This window comes from Janibacter hoylei PVAS-1 (genome assembly GCF_004025845.1).
In the GTDB taxonomy this organism is placed as follows: Bacteria; Actinomycetota; Actinomycetes; order Actinomycetales; family Dermatophilaceae; genus Janibacter; species Janibacter hoylei.
Window position 1 is genome coordinate 132,235 of record NZ_PIPF01000005.1, and the last position, 23,512, is coordinate 155,746.

The window sequence follows — 23,512 nt, forward strand, 5'->3', positions numbered from 1 at the left end:
GTCACTCCCCCTTCGTCGGCAGGTGGTCGTCCAGCCAGCCGATGACGAGGTCGGTGACCTCGTCGCGGTTGGTCTCGTTGAGCAGCTCGTGGCGAGCGCCCGGGAAGAGCTCGAGGGTGACGTCCTCGACGCCACCGGCCCGGAAGGCCTCGGCCGCGGCCCGCACGCCGGCGCCGTCCTTGCCGCCGACCGGGTCCTGCTCGCCCGAGATCACCAAGAGCGGCAGGTCGTGGGGGACGCGGGCTGCCAGCCCCTGCAACCGGTTGACGCCACCGAGCAGGTCGGCGAAGAAGCCGGAGGTGAAGACCTCACCGCAGCGAGGGTCGTCGATGTACTTGCGCACCTCGGCCCGGTCACGAGAGAGCCAGCCGAACTCCCCCTCGGCCTTGAAGGGCTTGTTGTACGCGCCGAAGGTCATGGCATCCATGAGCTTGGACGTGTGGCGGCGACCGCGGAGGCGCGCCTCGACGCTCGCCAGTCCCTGGCCGACCTTGCCCAGCAGGCCGGGGTTGGCTGCCGTGCCGCTCAGGACGGCACCGACGAGGTCCTGCCCGTAGCGGGTGATGTAGTCGCGGCCGAGCAGGGAACCCATGGAGTGGCCGAAGAAGAAGAGCGGCAGTCCCGGGTGGGCCTCGGCGATCGCCCGGGTCACGGTGTGCATGTCCTCGACGACCGTGTCCCAGCCGTGGTCGTCGGCGTAGTAGCCGCGGTCCTCCTGCTCGGTCGAGGTCTCGCCGTGGCCGCGATGGTCGTGCATCCACGCTGCGTAGCCGGCGTCGGTGAGCGCCTGCGCGAAGCGCTCGTAGCGCCCGGAGTGCTCGGCCATCCCGTGGGCCATCTGGACGACGCCCTTGGCCTCGCCGTCGGGCTGCCAGGTGCGCACGAAGAGTGGCAACCCGTCCTGCGGGGAGGTGATGGTCGTCGTCTCTGAACGCATGCAGTCAGACTAGTGGCGAGCACCCTCAGTAGACCTTCAGTTGACGGTGCAATAATCCCGGCAATTCCGCCCCCGCCTACCCCGAGGGACCCATGAGCAGCAAGAAGTCGATGTCCGCCCGCGAGGTCAAGCTCGCCGAGGCACGCAAGAAGGCCCAGTCCGCCGAGCGTCGCCGCTCCCTCCTCCTGGCAGGTGCCGCAGCCGTGGTGATCGCACTCATCGCTGGCACCGTGGGCTATGCCATCGTCAGCGAGCGCGACGACCGCCGGGCCGCGGGAGACCTGTCGGGGGCCAAGACCTTCGACTACACGGGCGGCAACCACGTCGAGGGCAAGATCGACTACAAGGAGTCGCCGCCCGTGGGCGGCGAGCACAACGGCGTGTGGCTCAACTGCGGCACCTACGACACGCCGGTGCCCGACGAGCACGCCGTCCACTCCCTCGAGCACGGCGCCGTGTGGATCGGCTACGACCCCGACCTGCCTGAGGCCGACGTCAAGAAGCTGGACGACGCGCTGCCCGACACCTACACGATCCTCTCGCCCTACGAGGGCAAGATGCCCGGCAAGATCGTCCTGTCGGCCTGGAGCAACCAGCTGAGCGTCGACTCGGCTGACGACCCGCGGATCAAGGGCTTCATCAAGGAGTACCGGCAGGGCAAGCAGACCCCCGAGCCCGGGGCGGCCTGCACCGGTGGTGTGACCCCCGAGACGAGCCTGGTCAAGTGACCCCCCGGGTCGTCCTCGCCGCGGTCGTCGCGCTCGCGATCGGTCTCGTCGCCGGCCTGGCGCTCAGCCGCGTCGGCGGGGACGACCTCCCTGGTGACGACAGCGTCGCCGCCGGCTTCGCCCGCGACATGCAGACGCACCACGACCAGGCCGTCGAGATGTCCTGGATCATCTACGACCGCACCGACGACTCGTTGGTGCGCTCCCTCGCCTACGACATCGCGCGCACCCAGGAGTCGCAGTCGGGGCAGATGGCCGGTTGGCTGCAGGTCTGGGGGCTCTCGCCCACCGGACCCGGCAAGCAGATGGACTGGATGCGTGGCCTGGGCCACGAGCACGGCGCAACGATGACCCTCGGCGATGACGGCCTGATGCCCGGCATGGCGACCCAGGCCGAGATGACCAAGCTGAAGGGGATGCGCGGCAAGGCGGCCGACATCTACTACCTCCAGATGATGATCCGCCACCACAAGGCGGGTGTGCCGATGGCCGAGGCCGCGCGTGACAACTCTCAGAATGACGCCGTCGAGACCCTCGCCCAGTCGATCATCAACAGCCAGACCACCGAGGTCGAGACGATGACCCAGATGCTCAAGGAGCGCGGCGCCAAGCCACTGCCGGGGTGATCTCGCGGGCGTAGCGGCAGGATGTCCACATGGACTTCGGCATCGAGACGATCAGGGCGGCAGCGCAGCGAATCGAGGGCCGGGTGCGGCGCACGCCCCTGCTCTCCTCCCCGATGCTCGACGAGCTCTGCGGCGCGAGGGTGCTCGTCAAGGCCGAGGCCCTGCAGCTCACCGGGTCCTTCAAGATCCGCGGTGCGCTCAACACGCTGCTGTCGCTGACCGAGGCGGAGCGGGCGGCGGGTGTGCTCGCCTTCTCCACCGGCAACCACGGGCAGGCCGTCGCCGCCTCGGCCCGGATGACCGGCGCGACGGCGACGATCGTCATGCCGCAGGACGCGCCGCAGATCAAGGTCGACGGCTGCCGCTGGTGGGGCGCCGAGGTCGTCTTCTACGACCCCGCGACCCAGGACCGCGAGGTCGTCGGTCGCGAGCTGGTCGAGCAGCGTGGGCTGACCCTCGTGCACCCCTACGACGACCCCCGGGTGATGTCCGGCCAGGGCACCGTCGGGCTCGAGATCGTCGACCAGCTGCGCGAAGGGGGCCACGCCCCCGACGCGGTCATCGTCCCGTGCAGCGGTGGCGGGCTCTCGTCGGGCGTCATCACGGCGGTGCGGGACACGCACCCGGAGGTGGCCCCCTTCGTCGTGGAGCGGGACGGCTACCCCAAGATGGCGCGCTCGCTCGTCTCCGGCAGGGTGGAGAAGGTGCCGGCGGTGCCGGTCTTCCTCGATGCGATCGGCTCGCCGACGGTCGGCGAGCACACCCTCGCTGCCCTGTCCCGGCACGGGGTGACCGGGCTCGAGGTCACCGACGACCAGGCGCGGGTCGCGATGCGCGAGGCTGCCCGCACGCTCAAGCTCGTCGTCGAACCCGGCGGCTCCGCGGCGCTGGCCGCGCTCATCGCCCAGAGGGAGCGTTTCGCCGGGCAGACCGTCGTCGTCGTGGCGAGCGGCGGCAACGTCGACGCCCCGGTCATGGCCGAGGTGCTCGGGGGCGCTGGGCCTGCAGGATCGCGGCCCGCTCGTCCGCGGTGAGCTCGCGGTCGGCGTAGACCAGCCGGACGGCCTCGGGGTCGGGGTTGCCGGCGTCCGAGCCGTGATCACACGAACACGACGAACACAGGCTGGCGAGCATGAGAGAGGGCCCGTTCGTCATCAGCTGCTTCTCATCCACAGGCGCACGTCACGTTGTCGCCGGGTCCGGCTACGGTCTGACCGTGGCCCTCCATCTCCACCGCGCGCAGCGCACCGACACCCTCGCCGACGAGCTCGGCGAACTGCTGGCGAGCCCGCTGCCCGACCCCTTCGCCCAGGAGGTCGTCGTCGTGCCCGAGCAGGGCATCGAGCGGTGGCTGGCACAGCGCCTGTCCCACCGCCTCGGCACGGGCGAAGGGAGCCACGACGGGGTCTGCGCCGGCGTCACCTTCCTGCGGCCGCGCTCCCTGGTCACGATGCTCACCGGGCGTGACGACGACGATCCATGGCTGCCGCAGCACCTCGTCTGGCCGCTGCTCGAGGTCATCGACGCCGGGCTCGGGCAGCCGTGGTGCGCAGCGCTCAGCCGGCACCTGGGGCACGGCACCGACGACCCCGACGGCACCCGCGCCGGCCGCCGCTACTCGGTCGCGCTGCGGCTGGCCCGGCTCTTCCACCGCTACGGCCAGAGCCGGCCGACGATGCTCGCCGACTGGCGCGAGGGGCGTGACACCGACGGCACCGGCGGCCCCCTCGACCACGACCTGGTCTGGCAGGCCGAGCTGTGGCGGCGCCTCGTCGGCGTCGTCGACGCGCCCCCGCCGGACGTGCGGCACGCCGAGACGGTCGCTGCCCTTCGAGACGGTCGCGGGGCGACCTCCTCAGGGACCGGGGGCGTCACGGGCGGCGGGCTCGAGCTGCCGGAGCGGCTCTCGCTCTTCGGGCACACCCGGCTCGCGGTCACCGAGGTCGAGCTGCTGCACGCCCTGGCCGGCAGCCGCGACGTGCACCTGTGGCTGCCCCAGCCCTCGCCCGACCTGTGGGAGCGGCTGACCCCCTTCGCCGCCGAGGGTGTGGTGGCCCGCGACGACGACGCGACGAGCGACCTCGTCCGGCACCCGCTGCTCGCCTCGCTGGGGCGGGACTCACGCGAGCTGGTGCGGGTGCTGGGGGCGACCTCCGGTTCCCGAGGAGGCGCGCCAGCGCCGTCTCGAGGGGCAGGGAGCGATCACGGGCCCTCCTCGGGGGGCGATCTGGAGGCGCGGTCGGTGCTCGAGTGGCTGCAGGCCGATCTGCGCGACGACCACGTCCCCGACGAGAGCGAGCGCACCGCCCGGACCGTGCCGACCGACGACCGCTCGATCCAGGTCCACGCGTGCCACGGGCCCGCCCGGCAGGTCGAGGTGCTGCGCGAGGTGCTCGTCGGGCTGCTCGACGACGACCCCACCCTCGAGCCGCGCGACGTGCTCGTCATGTGCCCCGACGTCGAGACCTATGCGCCGCTCATCGGCGCGGCCTTCGGCCTCGGCGAGCACGGCACTGACGCCGACGGCGTCGACACCCACCCCGCCCACCGGCTGCGGGTACGGCTGGCCGACCGGTCGCTGCGGGCCACCAACCCCCGGCTCGACGTCGCCGACCGCGTCGTCGGCCTCGCCGGCGGGCGCCTCACCGCGAGCGAGGTGCTCGACCTCGCGGCGAGCGGGCCGGTCCGGCGCCGCTTCGGCCTCGACGACGACGACCTCGCGACGATGACCCGGTGGGTCAGCGACTCCGGCATCCGGTGGGGCTACGACCAGGCGGGGCGGGCCCCCTTCGCCCTCGACGTGGAGCCCCAGGGGACCTGGCGGTTCGGCCTCGACCGACTCCTCGTCGGGGTCACCGTCTCGGCCGACGGCCCGCTGCAGGTCGGCGGCGTCATGCCCCTCGACGACGTCGGCAGCGGCTCGGTCGACCTCGTCGGCCGGGTGAGCGAGCTGCTCGCCCGCATCGGTGAGGGCCTCGACCGGCTCGAGCACGCCGGCCCGGCCACCGAGTGGATGGAGGCCCTCACCGAGACCGTCCTCTCCCTGACCGACGTGCCCCCGCGCGAGCGCTGGCAGGTCGGCGACCTCCAGCGCACCCTCGGCTCCGCCGCCCGGCACGCCAGCGACGACGTGCCGCTGCGCCTCGCCGACGTGCGGGTGCTGCTCGCCGACCAGCTCGCCGGGCGCCCGAGCCGGGCGAGCTTCAGGACCGGCGGCCTCACCGTGTGCACGATGACCCCGATGCGCTCGGTGCCGCACCGCGTCGTGTGCCTGCTCGGCATGGACGACGACTCCTTCCCCCGCCAGCAGGCGATCGACGGCGATGACGTGCTCGCGCGGCGCCCGATGACCGGCGAGCGCGACGCCCGCAGCGAGGACCGCCAGCTGCTCCTCGACGCCGTGCTCGCCGCCCGCGAGCGGCTCGTCATCGCCTACACCGGCGCCGACGAGCACAGCGGCGAGCCCTGCCCGCCCGCCGTGCCGCTCGGCGAGCTCCTCGATGCCGCCCGCGAGACGACCACGGCACCGGTCGAGGTCACCCACCACCCCCTGCAGCCCTTCGACGCGCGCAACCTCACCGTCGGGGGGCCCGGGGGTGGGCGATCCTTCAGCTTCGACCGCTCGGCACTGCTCGCCGCCCGCGCCGCGGTCGGCGAGCGCACCCCGCCCGGGCGACTGGTCACCGCCCCACTGCCCGGTCGGACCGTCGCCGATGTCGGCCTGGCCGACCTCATCGCCTTCTACGACAACCCCGCCCGCGGATTCCTCCGCGACCGGCTGCAGGTGGGCGTCTCCCACGACGTCGACGAGGTGAGCGACCGGCTGCCCGTCGACCTCGACGCCCTGGAGAAGTGGGCCGTCGGCGACCGCGCCCTGCGCGCCCGCATCGCCGGCCAGGACCCGCGCTCGATCTACCGGGCGGAGCTGCTGCGCGGCGCGCTGCCACCCGCCGGTCTCGGTGAGGCGACGCTCGAGGAGATCGGCCGCACCGTCGAGCAGCTCATGGGCCAGCTCGCACTCGGGCCACCAGAGGACCCGCGCGCGGTCGACATCGAAGTCACGCTGCCCGGCGACCGCCGCCTCACCGGCACCGTCGACGGCGTCCGCGGTCTGCACCTCGTCGACGTCACCTACTCCCGCTTGGGCGCCAAGCAGGTCATGGGCGCGTGGATCCGCCTGCTCGCGCTCACCGCTGCCGGCACCGACGACGAGGGCTGGCAGGCCTCGACCCTCGGCAAGGGCTCTCGGGGCAAGGTCGCGCGCACGAGCTACGGCGTGCTGCCCCGCGAGGCCGCCCGCTCGCACCTGACGACCCTGCTCGACGTCTTCGCCCTCGGTCAGACCGCGCCGCTGCCCCTGCCCGTCAAGACCGCCCACGCCTGGGCCCAAGCGGTCAGCCGCAACCCCACGCGCACCCGGCTCGCGCAGCAGCAGGCCGCCAAGGAGTGGGAGGCCTCGCTCCTCAAGAGCGGCGACACCATCCCCGGCGAGCGGGACGACTCCTGGTGGCGCCTCGTCCACGGGCGGGAGGCCCCCTTCGACGTGCTGCAGCAGACCCTCGCCGGCCCGGGCAGCGACCTGGCCACCCTCGCCCCGCGGGTGTGGGGGCCCGCGCTCGACAACGTGGGGAGCACGGCATGAGCGCGAGCGCACTCACCCCCTTCGACATCGCTGGCGAACTGCCCACGGGCACCGTCCTGCTCGAGGCAAGCGCCGGCACCGGCAAGACGTGGACGATCGGCGCGCTCGTCGCGCGGCACGTCGCCGAGGGCGTGGTGCGCCTCGAGGACATGCTCGTCATCACCTTCAGCCGGGCCGCCTCCCGCGAGCTGCGCGAGCGGGTCCGCGAGCACCTGCGGCACGTCCACCGGCTCGTCGCCGACCCCCAGCTGCCGACCGACGACGAGGTCGTCGCGCTGCTGCGGCAGGGCAGCGCCGACGAGGTCGCCGAGCGGGCCCGGCGGCTGCGCGACGCGCTGACCCACTTCGACGCAGCGACGATCGCGACGACGCACCAGTTCTGCCAGCTCGTGCTGCGCGGGCTCGGTGTCGCCGGCGACACCGACCAGCACGCCCGCCTCGTCGAGGACCTGTCGGACCTGCGCGACGAGGTCGTCGACGACCTCTACGTCCGCGGCTTCGCACAGGGCGGACCAGCCGCCTTCTCCCGCAAGCGCGCCGGCGAGATCGCCCGCGCCGTCACCGACAACCCGCATGCCGAGCTCGAGCCCGCCTCCCTCAAGGGACGCTCCGCCGACGCCCGGAGCCTGGGCTTCGCCCGGCTCGTGCGTGAGGAGCTCGACCGACGCAAGCGCCGCCTGGGCGTGCTCGGCTACGACGACCTGCTCTCGCACCTCGCGATCGCACTCGAGGACGAGGACTCCCCCGCCCGAGCGCGGATGCGGCAGCGCTGGCGGGTCGTGCTCGTCGACGAGTTCCAGGACACCGACCCGGTCCAGTGGCAGATCCTGGACCGCGCCTTCAGCGGGCACAGCACACTCGTGCTCATCGGTGACCCCAAGCAGGCGATCTACGGTTTCCGCGGCGGCGACGTCGACACCTATCTCACGGCCGCCGAGTCGGCGACCACCCGGCACACCCTCGGGGTCAACCACCGCTCCGACGCGCCGCTCGTGCGCAGCCTCGGCGTCCTGCTCGGCGGGGCACAGCTCGGCGACGAGGAGATCGTCGTGCACCAGGTGACTGCCGCCCGTGAGGGCTCGCGGCTCAGGACCGCCGACGGCAGCCTCCCTGACGGCCAGTTCGCCCCCGTGCGGCTGCGCGCGGTGCCGAGCGCCCGCGTCGAGCAGCCCGGGCAGAGCATCTCGATCGCCACCGTCCGCCCGCTCGTCGCCGCCGACTGCGCCGCGGAGATCACCCGGCTGCTCGCCGGTCGCACGACCTTCGACGGGCGCCCGCTGCGGGCCGGCGACATCGCCGTGCTCGCCCACACCCGCAAGCAGCTCGACACCGTGCGCTCCGCGCTCACGGCGGTCGGGCTGCGCTCGGTCATCGTCTCGAGCGAGAGCATCTACGACTCCGTGGCCGCGGAGCACTGGCTCACCCTCCTCGAGGCGATGGAACTGACCCACCGCGCCGAGCGGGTGCGCGCGGCGGCGCTCACCCCCTTCGTCGGGGCCGCGGCCACCGATCTCGACACCCGCGGCGACGACCTCACCGAAGAGGTCGCCCACCGGCTGCGCACCTGGGCCGCCCTGCTCGGGCGACGCGGCGTCGCCGCGGTGCTCGCCGCCGCCACCGCCGACGGGCTCGACGCCCGCGTGCTGCGCCGCACCGACGGCGAGCGGCTGCTCACCGACCTGCGGCACATCGGCGAGACCCTCCACCAGCGGGTCGTCACCGAGGGCGACGGCCTGGCCTCGCTCACCGCGTGGCTGCGCGAGCGCATGGCTGCCAGCCGCAAGGAGGAGCGCGCCCGCCGCCTCGACAGCGACGCCGACGCGGTCCACCTCGCGACGATCCACGCGAGCAAGGGGCTGCAGTACCCCGTCGTCATGCTGCCCTTCGTGTGCGACCGGTGGCTGCCGCGGCCGGACGTGCTGCACTTCCACAGGGCCGACCGCACCCGGGCACTCGACATCGGCATCACCTCCGACGACGGCCGCTCCGACCGCCTGGCCCGGGCTGCCGCCGAGGAGAGCGGCGAGTCGTTGCGGCTGCTCTACGTCGCGCTGACCCGCGCGCAGAGCCAGGTCGTCACGTGGTGGTTCCCCTCGGCGCAGAGCACCGGACCGTCGCCGCTGCACCGCGTCCTCCTCGGCCGCACCCAGGGGCAGGCCGAGGTCCCGCCGAAGCACCCGGTGCCCGGCGACGAGACCCTGCAGGACCGCCTCGCGGACTGGGAGCGCCGGGGCGCGCTGCGGGTCGAGTACGTCGACCAGCCCACCCCCGTGAAGATGTCGCAGCCCCAGCCGGTGACCGAGCTGGCGGTCCGCGACTTCACCCGCACGGTCGACGACGCCTGGCGCCGGACCTCCTACACCGCGCTGACCCGCCCCCTGGACGAGGTCCCCCGGGCCAGTGCCGAGGATCTCGTGGCCAGCGAGCCGGAGGTCACCGACCGTCAGGACGAAGGGGGTCCCGCCGACCTCGTCGTGGCGGGTGGAGCCGACGCGGCGGGCCGTACCGATGCGACGGGCCGTGCCGACGCGGCCGGGGCTGCGGGAGGCGAGGGGCATCTCCCTTCGCCCATGGCGCAGCTGCCCGTCGGAGCGGGCTTCGGCTCGCTCGTCCACGCGGTGCTCGAGGAGGCCGACGCGCAGGCCGAGGACCTGCTCGGCGAGCTGCGGGCGCACATCGAGGAGCAGATCATCGCCTGGCCGGTGCCCGACCTCGACCGCGACGCCCTCGCCGCTGCGCTCGTCGAGGTCATCGAGACCCCGCTCGGGCCGCTGGCCCCCGGCACCCGGCTGCGTGACGTCGGGGCGCGGGACCGCCTGTGCGAGATGGACTTCGAGCTGCCGCTCGGCGGTGGCGACGACGCCCCGCCGCCCAGCGACGACGGCGCCGTGCTCGGCGACCTCGCCGCCCTCATGCGCGAGCACCTGCCGGCCGACGACCCGGTGCTGCCCTTCGCCGACGTGCTCGACGACCCCGTGCTCGGCGGACAGACGCTCCGCGGCTATCTCACCGGCTCGGTCGACATCGTCCTGCGGATCGGCGAGCGGCACCTCGTCGTCGACTACAAGACCAACTGGCTCGGGCCCGTCGACACCCCGCTGACGACGGCCCACTACGACCCGACCGCCCTGCGGGAGGCGATGACGCACTCGAGCTATCCGCTCCAGGCGATCCTCTACGGGGTCGTGCTGCACCGCTTCCTGCGGTGGCGGCAGCCGGGCTACGACCCGCACCGGCACTTGGGCGGCGTGCTCTACCTCTACCTCCGGGGGATGGCCGGGGAGCAGACACCGCTCGTCGACGGGCACCCGACCGGCGTCTTCTCCTGGGCCCCGCCGGTCGCCCTGGTCACCGGTGTCTCCGACCTGCTCGACGGGCGCCGACCCGCGGGTGCGGGCGCAGGTCCGGGCTCGGGCGCCGGGGCCCGCACGGGCGCGACGACGAGCGAAGGGGTGGACCGATGACCGAGGTGCTCGACCGCTACGACCGCCGGGTCGCCCGCAGTGCCACCGGCGAGCTCGCCGACCTCAACGCCGCAGGCGTCATCGAGGCTGCCGACGTCCACGTCGCGAGCCGTCTCGCGACGCTGGTGGACGATGAGGACCCCCTCGCCCGCGTCACGCTCGCGCTCGTGGTGCGCGCCGCCCGCGAGGGGTCGACCAGCCTCGACCCGGCCCACGCGCGCGAGCTGCTCGAGGAGTCGCCCGTCGCCCTGCCGCCGACACCCGAGTGGCTCGAGCAGGTCGGCGGCAGCGCACTCGCCGAGGCCGGGGTGCTGCTCGTCGAGCACGACCTCGTCTACCTCGACCGCTACCACCGCGAAGAGGTCCAGATCGCGCAGGACCTCCAGCGCAGGGCACAGACCCCTGCCCCCGAGATCGACGAGGAGATGCTCGAGGCGGGGCTGGAGCGCGTCTTCCCCCGCGACGGCTGGGGCGAGCAGCGCGACGCCGTCCGGGCGGCCGCCGGCCGCCTGACGACCGTGCTCGCCGGCGGTCCGGGCACCGGCAAGACGTCGACCGTCGCCGGCCTGCTCACCCTGCTGCTCGAGCAGGCCGAGGCCACCGGTCACCGGCCGCGGATCGCCCTGGCCGCGCCGACGGGCAAGGCCGCCGCCCGGCTGCGCGAGTCCGTCCTCGGCTCCCTGGGCCACATGCCCGAGCAGGACCGACAGCGCCTCGGCACCGACATCGAGGCCGTCACCGTCCACCGTCTGCTCGGGTGGCGGCCCGACAGCGGCAACCGCTTCAGGCGCGACCGGGGCAACCCGCTGCCCCACGACATCGTCGTCGTCGACGAGGCGTCGATGCTGTCGCTGACGCTCACCGCCCGCCTGCTCGAGGCCCTGCGCCCGGGCGCCCGGCTGCTCCTCGTGGGCGACCCCGACCAGCTCGCCTCGGTCGAGGCCGGTGCCGTGCTCGCCGACCTCGTCGCGGGCTACGGCGACGACGGCCCGGTGGCGCGCCTGCAGACCTCGCACCGCTTCGGCCACGAGATCGGCACGCTCGCCGAGGCCGTGCGCGTCGGCGACGCGGACCTCGTGCTCGAGCTGCTCGCGCAGGCCCGCCCGGGTGGCCCGGTCGAGCACCTGCCGGTCGCCGACGTCATCGGGGCCGACGAGGCCCTGCGCCTGCGGCTGCTCACCCATGCCGAGCGGCTGCGCGACCTCGCCCTCGCGGGCCGCTACGCCGACGCCCTGCGCGAGCTCGGTGAACACCGGCTGCTCTGCGCCCACCGGGACGGACCGTGGGGCGTGGGGCCGTGGAACGACCGCGTCGAGCGGTGGCTCGCCGAGGCGAGCGACCACCTCGGTCGCCAGGTCGTCGGCCGGCCCCTGCTCGTGACGACCAACGACCGGGGTCTGGGCCTCTTCAACGGCGACACCGGCGTCATGGCGCTGCGGGCCGACCACCGCGTCGTCGGGGTCTTCGGCGAGCCCGATGCCCCGATCGTCCACGCCGCCTCGACCCTCGGTGAGGTCGACACCGCCCACGCGCTCACGATCCACAAGAGCCAGGGCAGCCAGGCGCGCTCGGTCACCGTGCTCCTGCCCGACGCCGACTCACGCCTGCTCACCCGTGAGCTGCTCTACACCGCGATCACCCGGGCCCAGGAGTCGGTGACCCTCGTCGGCTCCGAGGCAGCGGTGCGGGCCGCGGTCGAGCGGCGCACCCAGCGCGCGACGGGGCTGCGGCACCGGGTCTGAGGCTCCGAGGAGCCGGGCTACTCCGCGTACACCACGCGCAGCTCCTCGAGCACCACCGGCATGTCCGGGGCGAAGTCCCGCCCGCCCGCGTGCTCGGTGAAGAACTGCTCGTGCACCTCGCGCCAGTGGCGCAGGGTGCGATCGCCCTCGCCCTCGGCGCGGGCGTGCTCCTCGTCGACCTCGTCGAAGGGGAGCACCCGCACCCGAGTCGTCACGACGAGCGCGCGGGGCGTGCCCGAGCCGTCGACGACGATGCCGAGCGTGCCGGCCGAGGGCAGCTCCTCCCCTTCGGCCTCGTACTCCCACTGCGACGAGGCGGTCGCGGTCTTGGTACCCGCGAGGACGAGGTCGAGCAGTTCGTCCGCCTGGGCCGGCGTCGCACCGAAGCCCCAGGCTGGCGGACGCAGCAGCGCCAGCGGGTTCTCACCCGTGTACGAGCTCACCGAGGCGAGGTCGGCGTGCTGCTGCGCCCGCTGCCAGAAGGCTTCGATGTCATCCATCAGCCCATGGTGCCAGCGCGGTGCCTCAGAAGCGGCGGCACTGGTCCTCCTTGTTGCCCTTGACCTTGTTGCGCGCGCCCTTGGGGGCGGGCGAGTTGCTCTTGCACTGCAGGTTGCCGTCGACGCGGTTGTCGTAGATGTTCTTCGCGCCGCTCTTGTTGCTGAAGACCTGGATGTCGCCGTCGACGGTGTTCTTGCGGATGCTCATGCTGCCGCCGGACTTCAGCTGGATGTTGCCGTCGATCGTGTTGTAGCCCAGGGCGACCGACCTGTGACCGGAGGACTGGATGTTGCCGTCGACGCGCATGTTGTGGCCCTTGAGCACGGCCTTGGAGCCGACGGTGATGTTGCCCTTGACCCGGGTGCCCTTGAGCGTGCAGGTGGCTCCCTTCGGGACCTTGACGTCGTCGACGGTGACCTTGCCGATCGTGCCGCGGCAGGTGCGGTCGCCGGCCGCGGCTGACGGAGCGGTCGCGACGGCAGCGGTGAGGACGAGCCCGGAGGCGGCGAGGGTGGAGAGGATGCGCTTCATGGTGGCGTGCCTTTCGACGTCCCGGGCCTGCCCCTGCGGCCGACCCCGATGACTGCACGCTAGGGAGCCACCATGAGGTGACCATGAGTCGCTCGTGAGGATCCCTTCATCGTCGCCGGCCCTCCGGCCCGGCGCAGGCCCACCGGGCCGGAGGACTGCCAGACTGGCCGCATGTCCAGGTGGGGCAAGAAGTAGAGGCAGGACGAGCAACCCGAGCCCGAGGAGCACGTCGACGACGACGCGGCCCCGGGGTGGCAGGCCATCGACGCGCGTGCGCAGCGGTCCACCCCCTGCTCGTCACCGACCCCTCCCGCGTGCCGCCCACCGACTGACCGCGGCCGCCGCCAGCGGCAGGGCCCGACCAGCAGCTATCCGGTCAGGGACGAGTCGCGGGCATGAGAAACCCCCTTCGCGTCCGGGGAGGAAGTCCGGCGCGAAGGGGGCATCCCTTCCAGGGGTGGTCCCGGAGCCCAGGGAGGCTCAGGAACCGTAGACCGAGCGGATACCCTCGCGATCCGCCTCGGTCATGCTCAGGTCGTCGCTCGAGCCGTTGCACTGCGGGTAGTGCATGATCGACGACGAGTCATACGGGGTCAGCGGACGCCAGTTGTTGTCCTCGAAGCAGGTCCCCGACTCAGGGCGGGTGTGCTCGTGACGGAAGCCGAGCGCGTGACCCAGCTCGTGCGCCAGGACGTTGTCGGCCGTCCAGGAGCCCGACGAGAAGATCTGGTCGGTGTTGACCAGCACGTTGCGCGCGGACTTCGAGGTGCTCGGGAAGAAGGCACGGGCGATGTAGCTGGCGCCCTGCACCGGCTCGACCGAGAAGAGGACGTTGTCGTTGCTCGTCGAGCAGTTGGCGTCCTGGCTGGAGTCGTAGGTGAAGTCGACCGCGGAGCTCGCGCTCTCCCACTGGTTACCGCCAGCCTCCATGGCGTCGACGATCGCCGCGTGGTCGGAGCCGAAGTCGGTGCTCACGCAGTAGGTGAGATCCTGCGCCTGGCTGGCGCTCCAGATGTCGTCCTTGCCGTAGACGGTGTTGACGATGAGCTGGTTTTCGTACTGCGGGTTGACGAGGTCCTGGTAGAAGTCGCGCAGCTGCTTCTCACCCTTGAGCGGCATGTCACCGTTGACGATGTACTGGCCGTCCGTCGGGTCCTGGTAGGTCCCGGACTTGAACTCCGAGTACGACGGCTCGTCGACCTGGTCCGCCTGGACGAGCCCGGCCCCGCCGAGCGAGACGACGGCGGCGAGCGCCAGGACGGTGGTAGCGCGCTTGGTGGTGCGCTTCATGTGCTTCACCCTTCATCTCCGGCCTCGCGATTGCGTTGCCTCGGTGGGTTGGACGCTATGCGCGCACCGTCCCTCGACTCCATCCCCAGCGCGTCAGGGATGCGGAAGGGCGCTTCAGGACTTCGTCAGGACCACCAAGCATTGGTCGCGGGCGAGGCCGAAGGGGGCGTCAGTCGCCGTCCGTGTGGATGCCGGCGAGGATCTCGAGGGTGCGCAGCCGCAGGTCGAGGGCAGGCGCCGGGTTGGTCAGCATGACCTCGTCCGCCCTTGCGAGAGAAGCGAACTGGCGCAGCCCCTCGGCCACCTGGGTCGCGTCGCCGACGATCGTGTGGGTGAGCATGTGACGGGCCTGCGCGCCCACGGCGGTGTCGAGGAGGGCGGTGACCATGTCGTCGTCGAGGCGGGAGTCGCTGCCGCCCACCCGGCCGGCGAGCATGCGCACCCGGGCCCGCAGCACCTGGTCCGCGGCGTCGGTCGCCGTGGCGCTGTCGTCGGCGGCGATGACGTTGGCCGCGGCGATGACGTAGGGGGCGTCGAGCTGCTCGCTCGGGGTGAAGCGCTCGCGGTAGACCTGCACGGCCTGCTCGAGCGCGTCAGGCGCGAAGTGGCTGGCGAAGGCGTAGGGCAGCCCGTAGGCGGCGGCGAGCTGGGCACCGAAGAGCGACGAGCCGAGGATGTAGAGGGGGACCCGGGTGCCGCGGCCGGGATAGGCGTGGATGCCGTCGACGATCGACTCGTCGGCGAGGTAGCCCTGCAGCTCGCGGACGTCCTGGGGGAAGGACTCGGCGGCGCGCGGGTCCGTGCGCAGCGCGCGCATCGTCGCGCCGTCGGTGCCGGGTGCGCGGCCGAGCCCGAGGTCGATGCGACCGGGGTGGAGCTCGGCGAGGGTGCCGAACTGCTCGGCGATGACGAGCGGCGAGTGGTTGGGGAGCATGACGCCGCCGGAGCCGACGCGGATCCGCTCGGTGCGGGCGGCGACGTGGCCGATGAGCACGGAGGTGGCGGCAGAGGCGATCCGGCCCATGTTGTGGTGCTCGGCGAACCAGAGACGCTCGAAGGCGCCCAGCTCGTCGGCCCGCTGGGCGAGGGTGACGGTGTCCGCGAGCGCGTCTCGGACGGGCTGGTCGCGGCCCACGGTGGCCAGGTCAAGGAGAGAGAGCTTCGGCATCACGTTGGCGGCAACCCCGTGCGGAGCGCAGGTATTCCACACCCGGCACCGCACGAAGGGAGCGGTCCACAGGTGGTCGCGGCCGCGCCGGCCCGTCGGCCGCACGACCTACTCTCCTGCCATGGACATCGGCGAGGCGCAGCGCATGGCGCGGGAGCTCATGGACGAGCACGGGCTGCACGACTGGCAGCTCGAGCTCGACCGGGCCAAGAAGCGCGCCGGCGTCTGCCGCTGGGGTCGCCGGTCGATCGGGCTGAGCGCGCCGCTGACCCGCCTGCACGACCGGGAGCAGGTGCGCGACACCGTCCTGCACGAGATCGCCCATGCTCTCGTCGGCCCACGCCACGGGCACGGCCCCCGCTGGCAGGCGATGGCCGTGAGCATCGGGGCCAGCCCCCGACGGTGCCTGCCGGAGGAGGCTGCGACGATCCCGGGCGCCTGGGTGGGGACCTGCCCGGCCGGGCACACCGTGGACCGGCACCGCCGCCCGTCGCGGGTCACCTCCTGCCGCGAGTGCAGTGCTGGGTTCTCGGCGGATGCCGTCTTCACCTGGACCCACGACGGGGTCCCCGCCGTGATGAGCCCGGCCTACGAGCGCGAGCTGACGACCATCGAGCGCCGCGCCTCCCGGTCCCCGTCGAGCGTCCCCGTCGCCATCGGCGACCGGGTCCGGGTCCTCACGCCGGGCCGCTACGAGGGCTTCGTCGGCGTCGTCACCAAACGAGGCCGCTCCCGGTACCACGTCCGTGGTCGCGGCATGGTGCTCACCGTCCCCTTCGACGACGTCGAGGCCGCCTGACCCGCCCCGAGTGATGGTCCGGGCGCCGACTCGTGGTTGGCTGGAGGGGTGAACGTTCGCGAGATCCTGCCCCCCGGTGTCGACCTGCCCGCTGACGGGACGGTCACGATGTTTTCCACGAGCTGGTGCGGCTACTGCCGCCGGCTGAAGTCCCAGCTCGACCGCGAGGGCATCGGCTACACCGAGATCAACATCGAGACGACTCCCGGCACTGCCGAGCTCGTCGAGGTCATCAACGCCGGCAACCAGACGGTGCCGACCGTGCTCTACCCCGACGGCTCCTCCGCGACCAACCCCTCCCTCGCCGACGTGAAGAAGGCGCTGGGCTGAGATGGCGCGCATGTCCTCCGCCACCCGCACTGCCATGGGCACGACCCTCGCCGGAACCGCCCTCTCGGCGCTGTCGGGGGCCCCGCACCAGCTGGGTCACCTCTTCCGCGGGCGCTTCCCCGCCGTCGCCGTGACCGGCATGACTGGTGTCGGCAAGACCCGGCTCGCCGACCGGCTGGCCCGGCGCACCACCGCGGAGAGCACCGTCGAGGTCGGCTCCGCGACGATGGAGCGGCGCACCCGGCGCTCGGCGAAGGGCAAGGGCTTCCGCTTCCGCGTCGTCCCCGGTGACAACGCGGCCACGCGCCTGGGCGCCCTGGACGAGGTCTTCCACGACGACCCCGTCGACGGTGTCCTGCACGTCGTCGCGTGGGGGCACGCGACCCCACGGCGCACCGCCGGCACGAGCGGTGACGCCGCCGCGACCCGTGAGGAGCAGCTGGCCGCCGAGCTCGAGGACTGGACGATCACGGCCCACCGCATCGCCTCCATGGCCCTGCGGCGCGACCGACCGGTGTGGCTCGTCATCGTCGTCACCAAGGCCGACCTCTTCCCCGACGAGGTCGACGACGCGGTCCGGTACTACAGCCCGGGCAGCGGCTCCCCCTTCGCGGCCAAGCTCGACGAGCTGCGCTCGCTCGCCGGCGGGGCCCGCCTGTCCGTCGACGTGCTGCCGATGTGCACCGAGCCGGCCGAAGGGGGCACCAAGGCCGCCCGCAAGGACGCCGACAAGCGGTGCAGCACGATGCTCACCGCCCTCGAGTCGCGCATGGCCCAACTGTCCGGGCACGTCTGAGCCTCGCCGCACCGGCATCGGACGACTCAGCCCCCTGCGCTGGCGAAGGCCGCCACCACCTCGAGGCAGGTGCTCGGCGCCTCCCACAGGTTGTTGTGCGTCCGCCCCGGCACGACAACCCGCTGCGACGACGAGATCCCTCGTGCCAGCTGCTCGCTCATCACCAGCGGCACGAGGTCGTCACGCTCGCCGTGGACGAGCAGCGTGGGGACGTCGATGCGGCCCACCAGCACGTCGGTCTCCCACCGGTCCGGCACGAGCCGGCGCGGGAAGACCCGCGCGACCCGCTGCACCATCGCGGTCATCGAGGTGAAGGGCGAGACGAGGACGAGACGCCCGCTCCCCTTCGAGGCCCCTCCGTCGTGGAGGACTCCCTCCGCGGCCAGGTGTGCGGCCACCGACGAGCCGAGCGACTCACCCACGAGCACCGTCCGCTCCGCGCGAAGGGAGAGGTGCGCCAGCCCGTCGCGCGCGGCCGCGAGGATCGCCTCCTGGTGCGGACGCCCGGCCGCCGGGCCGTATCCGGGGTACTCCACGGCCGCGAAGCCGAGGCCGTGCCGGGCGAAGAGCCCGGCGAGCGGGCTGATCGAGGCCAGATCAGAGCCGTTGCCGTGGAAGTAGACGATCGTGCGACCGCCTTCGGGGGCCGGCGCGTGGACGAGGTGGGTGCCTGCCGCCGTCGTCTCGACGGGCAGGCCGCCCTCCGGGTCCCACGCGGGGACGGGGTAGATGAGTCGGCGCAGCATCACTGGTCGGCCAGGAGCGGGAGGCGCCGCCCGTCGCCGGGGTCGGCATCGGGTATGACGTCGTCGGTGTCGACGAGGTAGACCTCGTGCCCGTCGAGGCGTAGCCGGCGCGCCGTCTCGAGCAGCATCCGCCTGCCGACGTCGGTCACCGAGTGCACGCCGGTGAGGTCGAGCACGACGGCATGCTGCTCGGGCGGGTCCTGCGAGAGCCGGCGCGCGACGAGCTCTGCGCCGCTGAAGCCGATGGTGCCCGACAGGTAGTAGGTGCGCATGGACTCGCCGCCGCGCTGGACGACCCGCGTCGACTGGATCACCGAGCGGGCTGGCGGCGCGACCTGCATGAGGTGCATGCCCATGTCCCTCGAGAGCCGCGCGAAGGCCTCGACGCCGCGGACGCTGTTGCCGTGCTCGTCGAGCGGTGGCGCGAAGGTCGCCAGGCCAGCCTGCCCGGGCAGCGCCCCGATGATGCCGCCGCCGACGCCGCTCTTGGCCGGGATGCCCACCGAGGAGACCCAGTCGCCCGCGGAGTCGTACATGCCGCAGGTGAGCATGACCGACATGACGTGGCGGACCTGGGCGCCGGTGAAGACCTGCTTGCCGGTCACCGGTTGCATGCCGCCGTTGGCGAGGGTCGCCGCCATGAGCGCGAGGTCGCTCGCGGTGACGAGCACGGCGCACTGGCGTGAGTAGGCGCTCACGACCTCCTCCGCCGAGTCGGTGAGGATGCCGTGGCTACGCAGCATGTGGGCGATGGCCAGGTTGCGGTCGGCGGTGGCGACCTCCGAGCGCCACACGTCCTCGTCGACGGACAACTCACGACCGGCGAGGTCGGACAGGAGCCGGATGATCCGCTCGACCCGCTCGTGGGGCGCGGTGTCGGGCTCGCCGACGAGGGAGTGGGCGGTGATCGCCCCGGCGTTGATCATCGGGTTGCGCGGGCGGCCACTGGCGTCGAGGGAGAGCTCGTCGAAGGGTTCGCCGCTCGGCTCGACGTCGATCCTCTCCAGGACCTGCTCCAGTCCGTGGTCGCGCACGGCGAGCCCGTAGACGAAGGCCTTGGAGATCGACTGGATCGTGAACTCGTGCTCGGCGTCGCCGACGGCGTAGACCTCGCCGTCGATCGTCGCGAGCGCGATGCCGAAGCGGTCGGGGTCGACCTTCGCCAGCTCGGGGATGTAGGAAGCGGGCTCGCCCCCCTTCGGCGCGGAGCAGGCCTCGGCGACCTCGGTCAGGTAGTCGGGCACGGGAGAGCGCATGTCCCGATCCTGTCAGGCGAGGACGCAGGGGGGGCGAGCGTGCATCACCCCAGCGGCACGCACACCTCGGTGATGAGGTCCTCCGGGGCGGCCTGCGAGGGGTCGACGAGATAGCAGTTGAAGCCGAGGACGGCGATGTCGTCGTCGAGGCCGGAGCGCGGGGCGAGGGTCAGCCCCTCGGACCGGACCAGCTCGTCGATGCGGGCATGGGCCTCGCTGATCAGCGTGTACGGCCCCTCGACGCGAGCGAGGACGACCTCCTGCTCAGGCAGCTCGTGCACCTCGAGGGGCGCCTGCGCGGTGGTGCCGGGAGGCACGGGCAACCAGATGGACAGGGTCGGGTCGGCCTCGCGGTACTCGGGGTCGTGCTCGAAGACGCCGCACGGACCGGTGGGGACCAGCCCCTGACGCTCGAGCTCGGGGAGCAGCCGCTCCCACAGCCGACCCTCCTGGTCGTAGGCGGGGACGGTGCCGCGCAGGGCGACGACGGTGCGGGCGGGGACGGTCGTACGGGTGACGGTGATGGTGGACATGGCAGTGCCTTCCTGGTCGAGGAGCTGGTCGATGAGTGCCAGCCGCTCCCGGGCCGCGCGCAGCTCGTCGCCGAGGGACTCCCGCTGCAGGGCGAGTGCCTGCCGGTAGCTCTCGGTGCCGTGGGCGGCGAGGAGGACCGAGATGGCGGACACCGTGAAGCCCACGTCGCGCAGCCGCCTCACGTGGGCGGCCTCGGCGAGCTGCTCGGGCGCGTAGCGGCGGTAGCCGGAGGCCGCGTCCACGTCGGCGGGCACGAGGATCCCGTGCTCGCCGTAGTGGCGCAGCATCCGCACGCTGAGACGCGACCGGGAGGAGAACTCGCCGATCGACATGAGGTCCGGGGTGTCGGTCATGGGCCCACCCTGTCGCCTCACACGGTGTGAGGGTCAAGGACGCAGTGGAACCGGGACCGGCTCCGACCCGTCCCATCCCCGACAGCGACGACAGGAGCGACCATGACCCGGCGGCACCTCACCCTCACGACGGCCCTCGCCCTCGCGCTGCCCCTCGGCGGATGCGGGGTGCTCGACCGAGACCAGGACCCCGTCCCGCTGACGATCACCGCGAGCGACTGGAACGGCTGGGACCCCGACCACGAGTCCACCGACACCACGACCGACGTCGAGGCGGTCGAGGGCCAGACCGTCCGCGTCGACGACGACCTCGAGATCACCTTCACCGACGTCGACGACGGCGAGGTCGAGATCCGCACGACCGAAGCGATGTCGCCGGTCAACGACGGCGGCGGGATCAACCTGCTCGACCCGGAGCACGACTTCACCGTCGATCGCGGGACCCCGCTCGAGCTCGCCACCCCGACGACGGACGCGGGCACGACCTACGAGCTGACCCTCACCGACTGAGCCTCACCAGATCGACTCGACCCACTCGGGGTGGTCGATGAAGGGATTGCGGTTGCCCTGCCAGTTGTCGAAGATCCGCTCGTTGCGCCGCTGCTCGAAGGCGTCGGGCGGGTCCTCCTGGCTCCACTGCTTGAGGACCGAGAGCCGCCCCATGTAGGGGTTGGAGCCGTTGTTGACCTGGTCGTTGACCTCGAGATCGATCCGGTCGCCCGACTCGTAGCGGACCGCCATGTAGAAGATCATCCGGGCCACGTCGCCCTTGACCTCGTCGCGCGGCTCCCACGAGTCACTGTCGGAGTAGTTGCCGGCAGCCTCGCCGTTCTCGCTGCCGCCGTTGTCGAAGTCGAGGTTGCCCCGGTCGCTGTTGACGGTGACGTCGGTGGGGCGCAGGTGGTGCAGGTCGGTGCCCGGGCCGTTGGACGTGCCGAAGTCGCCGTGGCTCTTGGCCCAGACGTGCTCACGGTTCCAGTTGTCCACTCCCCCACCGTTGTTCGACTTCGGCGAGGAAGTGCCCTTGTAGAGCAGGACGACGCTGCTGGTGTCTTGCGGGTCCTCGTCGACGTCCTTGATGCCGTCCCAGACCTGGTCGTAGGACAGGACGGTGTGCGTGCTGATGATGTCGTGCAGCCTGGACTTGAGGGCCGAGCCGGTCAGGCCGGCGGTGCCGTCGTAGTAGCTGCCGGGGTCGGTCGGCTCGCCGGGATCCTCGGGCTCCTCGGGGGCGGTGCCGTCGGCGAGCGCGATGGCACTGGTGCCCGTCACCCCGGCGTGGGAGAAGTAGGCCTCGAGCGCGCCGGTGACGTCGACCTGCTGTCCCACGAGGTCGGGGTTGCTGGCCAGCCCCCACTGCGAGCGCAGCGCCGAGGGGACCTGCACGTAGAGCATCTTGCCGGTGTCCGTCTCGCCCGGCGTCGCCGCGATCGCGATGGCGTAGTCGTTGGGGAAGCCGCTCGTCACGACCCGGTCGGTCGCGGTCGGCTGGCCGACGACGTAGCCACGGACGGTCTGCGTCGCGCCGTCCTGCTGACCGAGGGCCGCGGTGACGGTGAGCGGGGTCGCGGCAGCCTGGCTGGTGGCGGCGGTGACCGTGAGCGCCTGCGAGGGCAGGCTCGGCAGGGCGACGAGGGCGGCCGCGGCGGAGATGCCGACGAGCCGGCGGATCGTGCGGGACATGGGTGGACCTCACGGGTGGGCGAAGGGGGTCGCCCCCATGCTCGCGACGCTCCGGGCCCCGTGGGTGAACAGCAGGTCAGGGCCCGGTCCGGGTTTCCCCTCGTCCGAGCCAGACCGTCGGCCGGCTGGCCGTGCACCCTCTGTGCGTGCACACCAGGGCGCCCTGGTGCATCTCACGGCGGATGCCGCCACGAGATGCACCAGGACGCCCTCCGGTGCTCGGGGGTGCGTGCCTCAGATCGTCGCGGCGTCGATGACGAAGCGGTAGCGCACGTCGGAGGCGACGACGCGGTCCCAGGCCTCGTTGACCTTGTCGGCCGGGATGACCTCGATCTTGGCGCCGATGCCCTTCTCTGCACAGAAGTCGAGCATCTCCTGGGTGCCGGGGATCCCGCCGATGTTGGATCCAGCGAGCGCCTTGCTGCCTCCGATGAGGGAGAAGACCGGGACCTCGAAGGGCTCGGCCGGGGCGCCGACGTTGACCAGGGTGCCCTCGGGGGCGAGCAGCGACAGGTACTTCTTGATCGGCAGGTCGGCGCTCACGGTGTTGAGGATGAGGTCGAACTTGCCGCGCAGGTCGGTGAAGGTCTCGGCGTCGCTCGTCGCCCGGTAGTCGGTGGCGCCGAGTGCGACGCCGTCCTCCTGCTTCTTCAGCGACTGCGAGAGCACGGTGACCTCGGCGCCGAGGGCGACGGCCAGCTGGACGCCCATGTGCCCGAGTCCGCCGAGACCCACGACCGCGACCTTGGAGCCCTCGCGCACGCCCCAGCGGCGCAGCGGGGTCCACGTCGTGATGCCGGCGCACAGCAGCGGGGCGGCGACGTCGAGCTCGAGGCCCTCGGGGATCTTCAGCGCGAAGTCGGCGTCGACGACGACGTGCGTCGAGTAGCCGCCCTGCGTGGTCGTGCCGTCGCGGTCGGTCGCGTTGTACGTGCCGATCGCGTCGGGGCAGTACTGCTCGTGGCCCGCCCGGCAGGCATCGCACTCGCCGCAGGAGTTGACGAGGCAGCCGACGCCCACGCGGTCACCGACGGCGTGCTTCGTCACCTCGGAGCCGACCTCGGCGACGGTGCCGGCGATCTCGTGGCCGACGACGATGGGGTAGGGCACGTCGCCCCACTCGGCGCGGGCGGTGTGGATGTCGCTGTGGCAGATGCCGGCGTAGGCGATCTCGATGAGGACGTCGTTGGGGCCGACGTCCCGACGCTCGATGGTCGTCGCGGTCAGGGGTTCGGTGGCGGACGGGGCCGCCCAGGCCTTCACGGTGCGCACGGGGCGCTCCTCTCGAGTGGACGAAGGGGGAACCCCCTCAGTCAACTCCTGCTCCCCGCGAGGACCAAACGCGGCCTGAGCCCGGTGGCGTGCCCCCTCGGGCGCTGACGGCTC

The 23,512-nt window shown here is 72.6% G+C and carries 20 protein-coding genes; 10 read left to right on the forward strand and 10 right to left on the reverse strand.

The genetic code is table 11. The features are described from left to right. Position 1: 1 nt before the first annotated feature. Entirely contained in the window at positions 2-937 is a 936-nt protein-coding gene (locus CWN80_RS05830) for an alpha/beta hydrolase (protein ID WP_128277005.1), read from the reverse strand. A 92-nt stretch (positions 938-1,029) separates the two neighbouring features. On the opposite strand from CWN80_RS05830, the gene CWN80_RS05835 reads away from it, so the two are divergent. From CWN80_RS05835 to recD, 6 genes are all read left to right on the forward strand, one after another. Beyond that, positions 1,030-1,665 carry a DUF3105 domain-containing protein gene (locus CWN80_RS05835; protein ID WP_007923893.1) on the forward strand — a complete coding sequence of 212 codons (636 nt, stop codon included), beginning with the start codon at positions 1,030-1,032 and terminating at the stop codon, positions 1,663-1,665. Continuing rightward, complete coding sequence (locus tag CWN80_RS05840; RefSeq protein WP_007923892.1) at positions 1,662-2,291, forward strand: DUF305 domain-containing protein; 630 nt, start codon at positions 1,662-1,664, stop codon at positions 2,289-2,291. The genes CWN80_RS05835 and CWN80_RS05840 overlap by 4 nt, the downstream gene beginning before the upstream one ends. Positions 2,292-2,320: 29 nt before the next feature. Beyond that, positions 2,321-3,325 carry a threonine ammonia-lyase gene (locus CWN80_RS05845; RefSeq protein WP_007923891.1) on the forward strand — a complete coding sequence of 335 codons (1,005 nt, stop codon included), beginning with the start codon at positions 2,321-2,323 and terminating at the stop codon, positions 3,323-3,325. Positions 3,326-3,507: 182 nt separating this feature from the next. Then, positions 3,508-6,933 (forward strand): exodeoxyribonuclease V subunit gamma, encoded by a 3,426-nt coding sequence (gene recC, locus CWN80_RS05855; protein ID WP_157986915.1) that lies wholly within the window; start codon positions 3,508-3,510, stop codon positions 6,931-6,933. Then, positions 6,930-10,397 carry a UvrD-helicase domain-containing protein gene (locus CWN80_RS05860; protein WP_083853570.1) on the forward strand — a complete coding sequence of 1,156 codons (3,468 nt, stop codon included), beginning with the start codon at positions 6,930-6,932 and terminating at the stop codon, positions 10,395-10,397. The genes recC and CWN80_RS05860 overlap by 4 nt, the downstream gene beginning before the upstream one ends. Then, entirely contained in the window at positions 10,394-12,139 is a 1,746-nt protein-coding gene (recD, locus tag CWN80_RS05865) for an exodeoxyribonuclease V subunit alpha (RefSeq protein WP_007923878.1), read from the forward strand. The genes CWN80_RS05860 and recD overlap by 4 nt, the downstream gene beginning before the upstream one ends. Positions 12,140-12,156: 17 nt before the next feature. On the opposite strand, the gene CWN80_RS05870 is transcribed toward recD, so the two are convergent. The 4 genes from CWN80_RS05870 to CWN80_RS05885 form a co-directional block, all read right to left on the reverse strand. Further along, the gene (locus tag CWN80_RS05870) at positions 12,157-12,639 is read right to left on the reverse strand and encodes an ASCH domain-containing protein (RefSeq protein WP_007923876.1); all 483 of its coding nucleotides are present in this window, start codon (positions 12,637-12,639) and stop codon (positions 12,157-12,159) included. 25 nt (positions 12,640-12,664) lie between these two features. Then, complete coding sequence (locus CWN80_RS05875) at positions 12,665-13,171, reverse strand: hypothetical protein (protein ID WP_007923870.1); 507 nt, start codon at positions 13,169-13,171, stop codon at positions 12,665-12,667. A 480-nt stretch (positions 13,172-13,651) separates the two neighbouring features. Beyond that, on the reverse strand, positions 13,652-14,461 hold the full coding sequence (locus tag CWN80_RS05880; protein WP_007923867.1) for a M57 family metalloprotease: 810 nt from the start codon (positions 14,459-14,461) through the stop codon (positions 13,652-13,654). A gap of 169 nt (positions 14,462-14,630) precedes the next feature. After that, positions 14,631-15,629, reverse strand: coding sequence for an LLM class flavin-dependent oxidoreductase (locus CWN80_RS05885; RefSeq protein WP_007923865.1), 999 nt, complete (start codon positions 15,627-15,629; stop codon positions 14,631-14,633). 121 nt (positions 15,630-15,750) lie between these two features. On the opposite strand from CWN80_RS05885, the gene CWN80_RS05890 reads away from it, so the two are divergent. The 3 genes from CWN80_RS05890 to CWN80_RS05900 all read left to right on the forward strand — a co-directional run bounded on the left by CWN80_RS05890 (position 15,751) and on the right by CWN80_RS05900 (position 17,554). Further along, positions 15,751-16,428: a SprT-like domain-containing protein gene (locus CWN80_RS05890; protein ID WP_007923863.1), complete on the forward strand. Its 678-nt coding sequence runs from the start codon at positions 15,751-15,753 to the stop codon at positions 16,426-16,428. Between the two features lie 108 nt (positions 16,429-16,536). Then, positions 16,537-16,758 carry a mycoredoxin gene (locus CWN80_RS05895; protein ID WP_040880435.1) on the forward strand — a complete coding sequence of 74 codons (222 nt, stop codon included), beginning with the start codon at positions 16,537-16,539 and terminating at the stop codon, positions 16,756-16,758. Positions 16,759-16,768: 10 nt separating this feature from the next. Further along, positions 16,769-17,554 (forward strand): GTPase domain-containing protein, encoded by a 786-nt coding sequence (locus CWN80_RS05900; protein WP_238148095.1) that lies wholly within the window; start codon positions 16,769-16,771, stop codon positions 17,552-17,554. A gap of 26 nt (positions 17,555-17,580) precedes the next feature. On the opposite strand, the gene CWN80_RS05905 is transcribed toward CWN80_RS05900, so the two are convergent. Genes CWN80_RS05905 through CWN80_RS05915 form a run of 3 tightly spaced genes read right to left on the reverse strand, consistent with a single transcriptional unit; the run spans position 17,581 to position 20,443 of the window. After that, positions 17,581-18,300, reverse strand: coding sequence for an alpha/beta hydrolase (locus tag CWN80_RS05905; RefSeq protein ID WP_007923857.1), 720 nt, complete (start codon positions 18,298-18,300; stop codon positions 17,581-17,583). Continuing rightward, complete coding sequence (locus tag CWN80_RS05910) at positions 18,300-19,556, reverse strand: glutaminase (protein ID WP_128277008.1); 1,257 nt, start codon at positions 19,554-19,556, stop codon at positions 18,300-18,302. The genes CWN80_RS05905 and CWN80_RS05910 overlap by 1 nt, the downstream gene beginning before the upstream one ends. Positions 19,557-19,600: 44 nt before the next feature. Then, positions 19,601-20,443 carry a MerR family transcriptional regulator gene (locus tag CWN80_RS05915; protein ID WP_007923855.1) on the reverse strand — a complete coding sequence of 281 codons (843 nt, stop codon included), beginning with the start codon at positions 20,441-20,443 and terminating at the stop codon, positions 19,601-19,603. A gap of 102 nt (positions 20,444-20,545) precedes the next feature. Here CWN80_RS05915 and CWN80_RS05920 point away from each other — a divergent pair, with 102 nt between their 5' ends. Beyond that, on the forward strand, positions 20,546-20,953 hold the full coding sequence (locus CWN80_RS05920) for a hypothetical protein (protein ID WP_007923854.1): 408 nt from the start codon (positions 20,546-20,548) through the stop codon (positions 20,951-20,953). A gap of 3 nt (positions 20,954-20,956) precedes the next feature. Here CWN80_RS05920 and CWN80_RS05925 read toward each other — a convergent pair whose 3' ends face one another. Together CWN80_RS05925 and CWN80_RS05930 are read right to left on the reverse strand one after the other, a co-directional pair. Beyond that, positions 20,957-22,126, reverse strand: a complete 1,170-nt coding sequence (locus tag CWN80_RS05925) for an endonuclease (protein ID WP_007923853.1) — start codon at positions 22,124-22,126, stop codon at positions 20,957-20,959. A 234-nt stretch (positions 22,127-22,360) separates the two neighbouring features. Then, the gene (locus CWN80_RS05930) at positions 22,361-23,398 is read right to left on the reverse strand and encodes an NAD(P)-dependent alcohol dehydrogenase (RefSeq protein ID WP_007923852.1); all 1,038 of its coding nucleotides are present in this window, start codon (positions 23,396-23,398) and stop codon (positions 22,361-22,363) included. Positions 23,399-23,512: the final 114 nt, after the last annotated feature.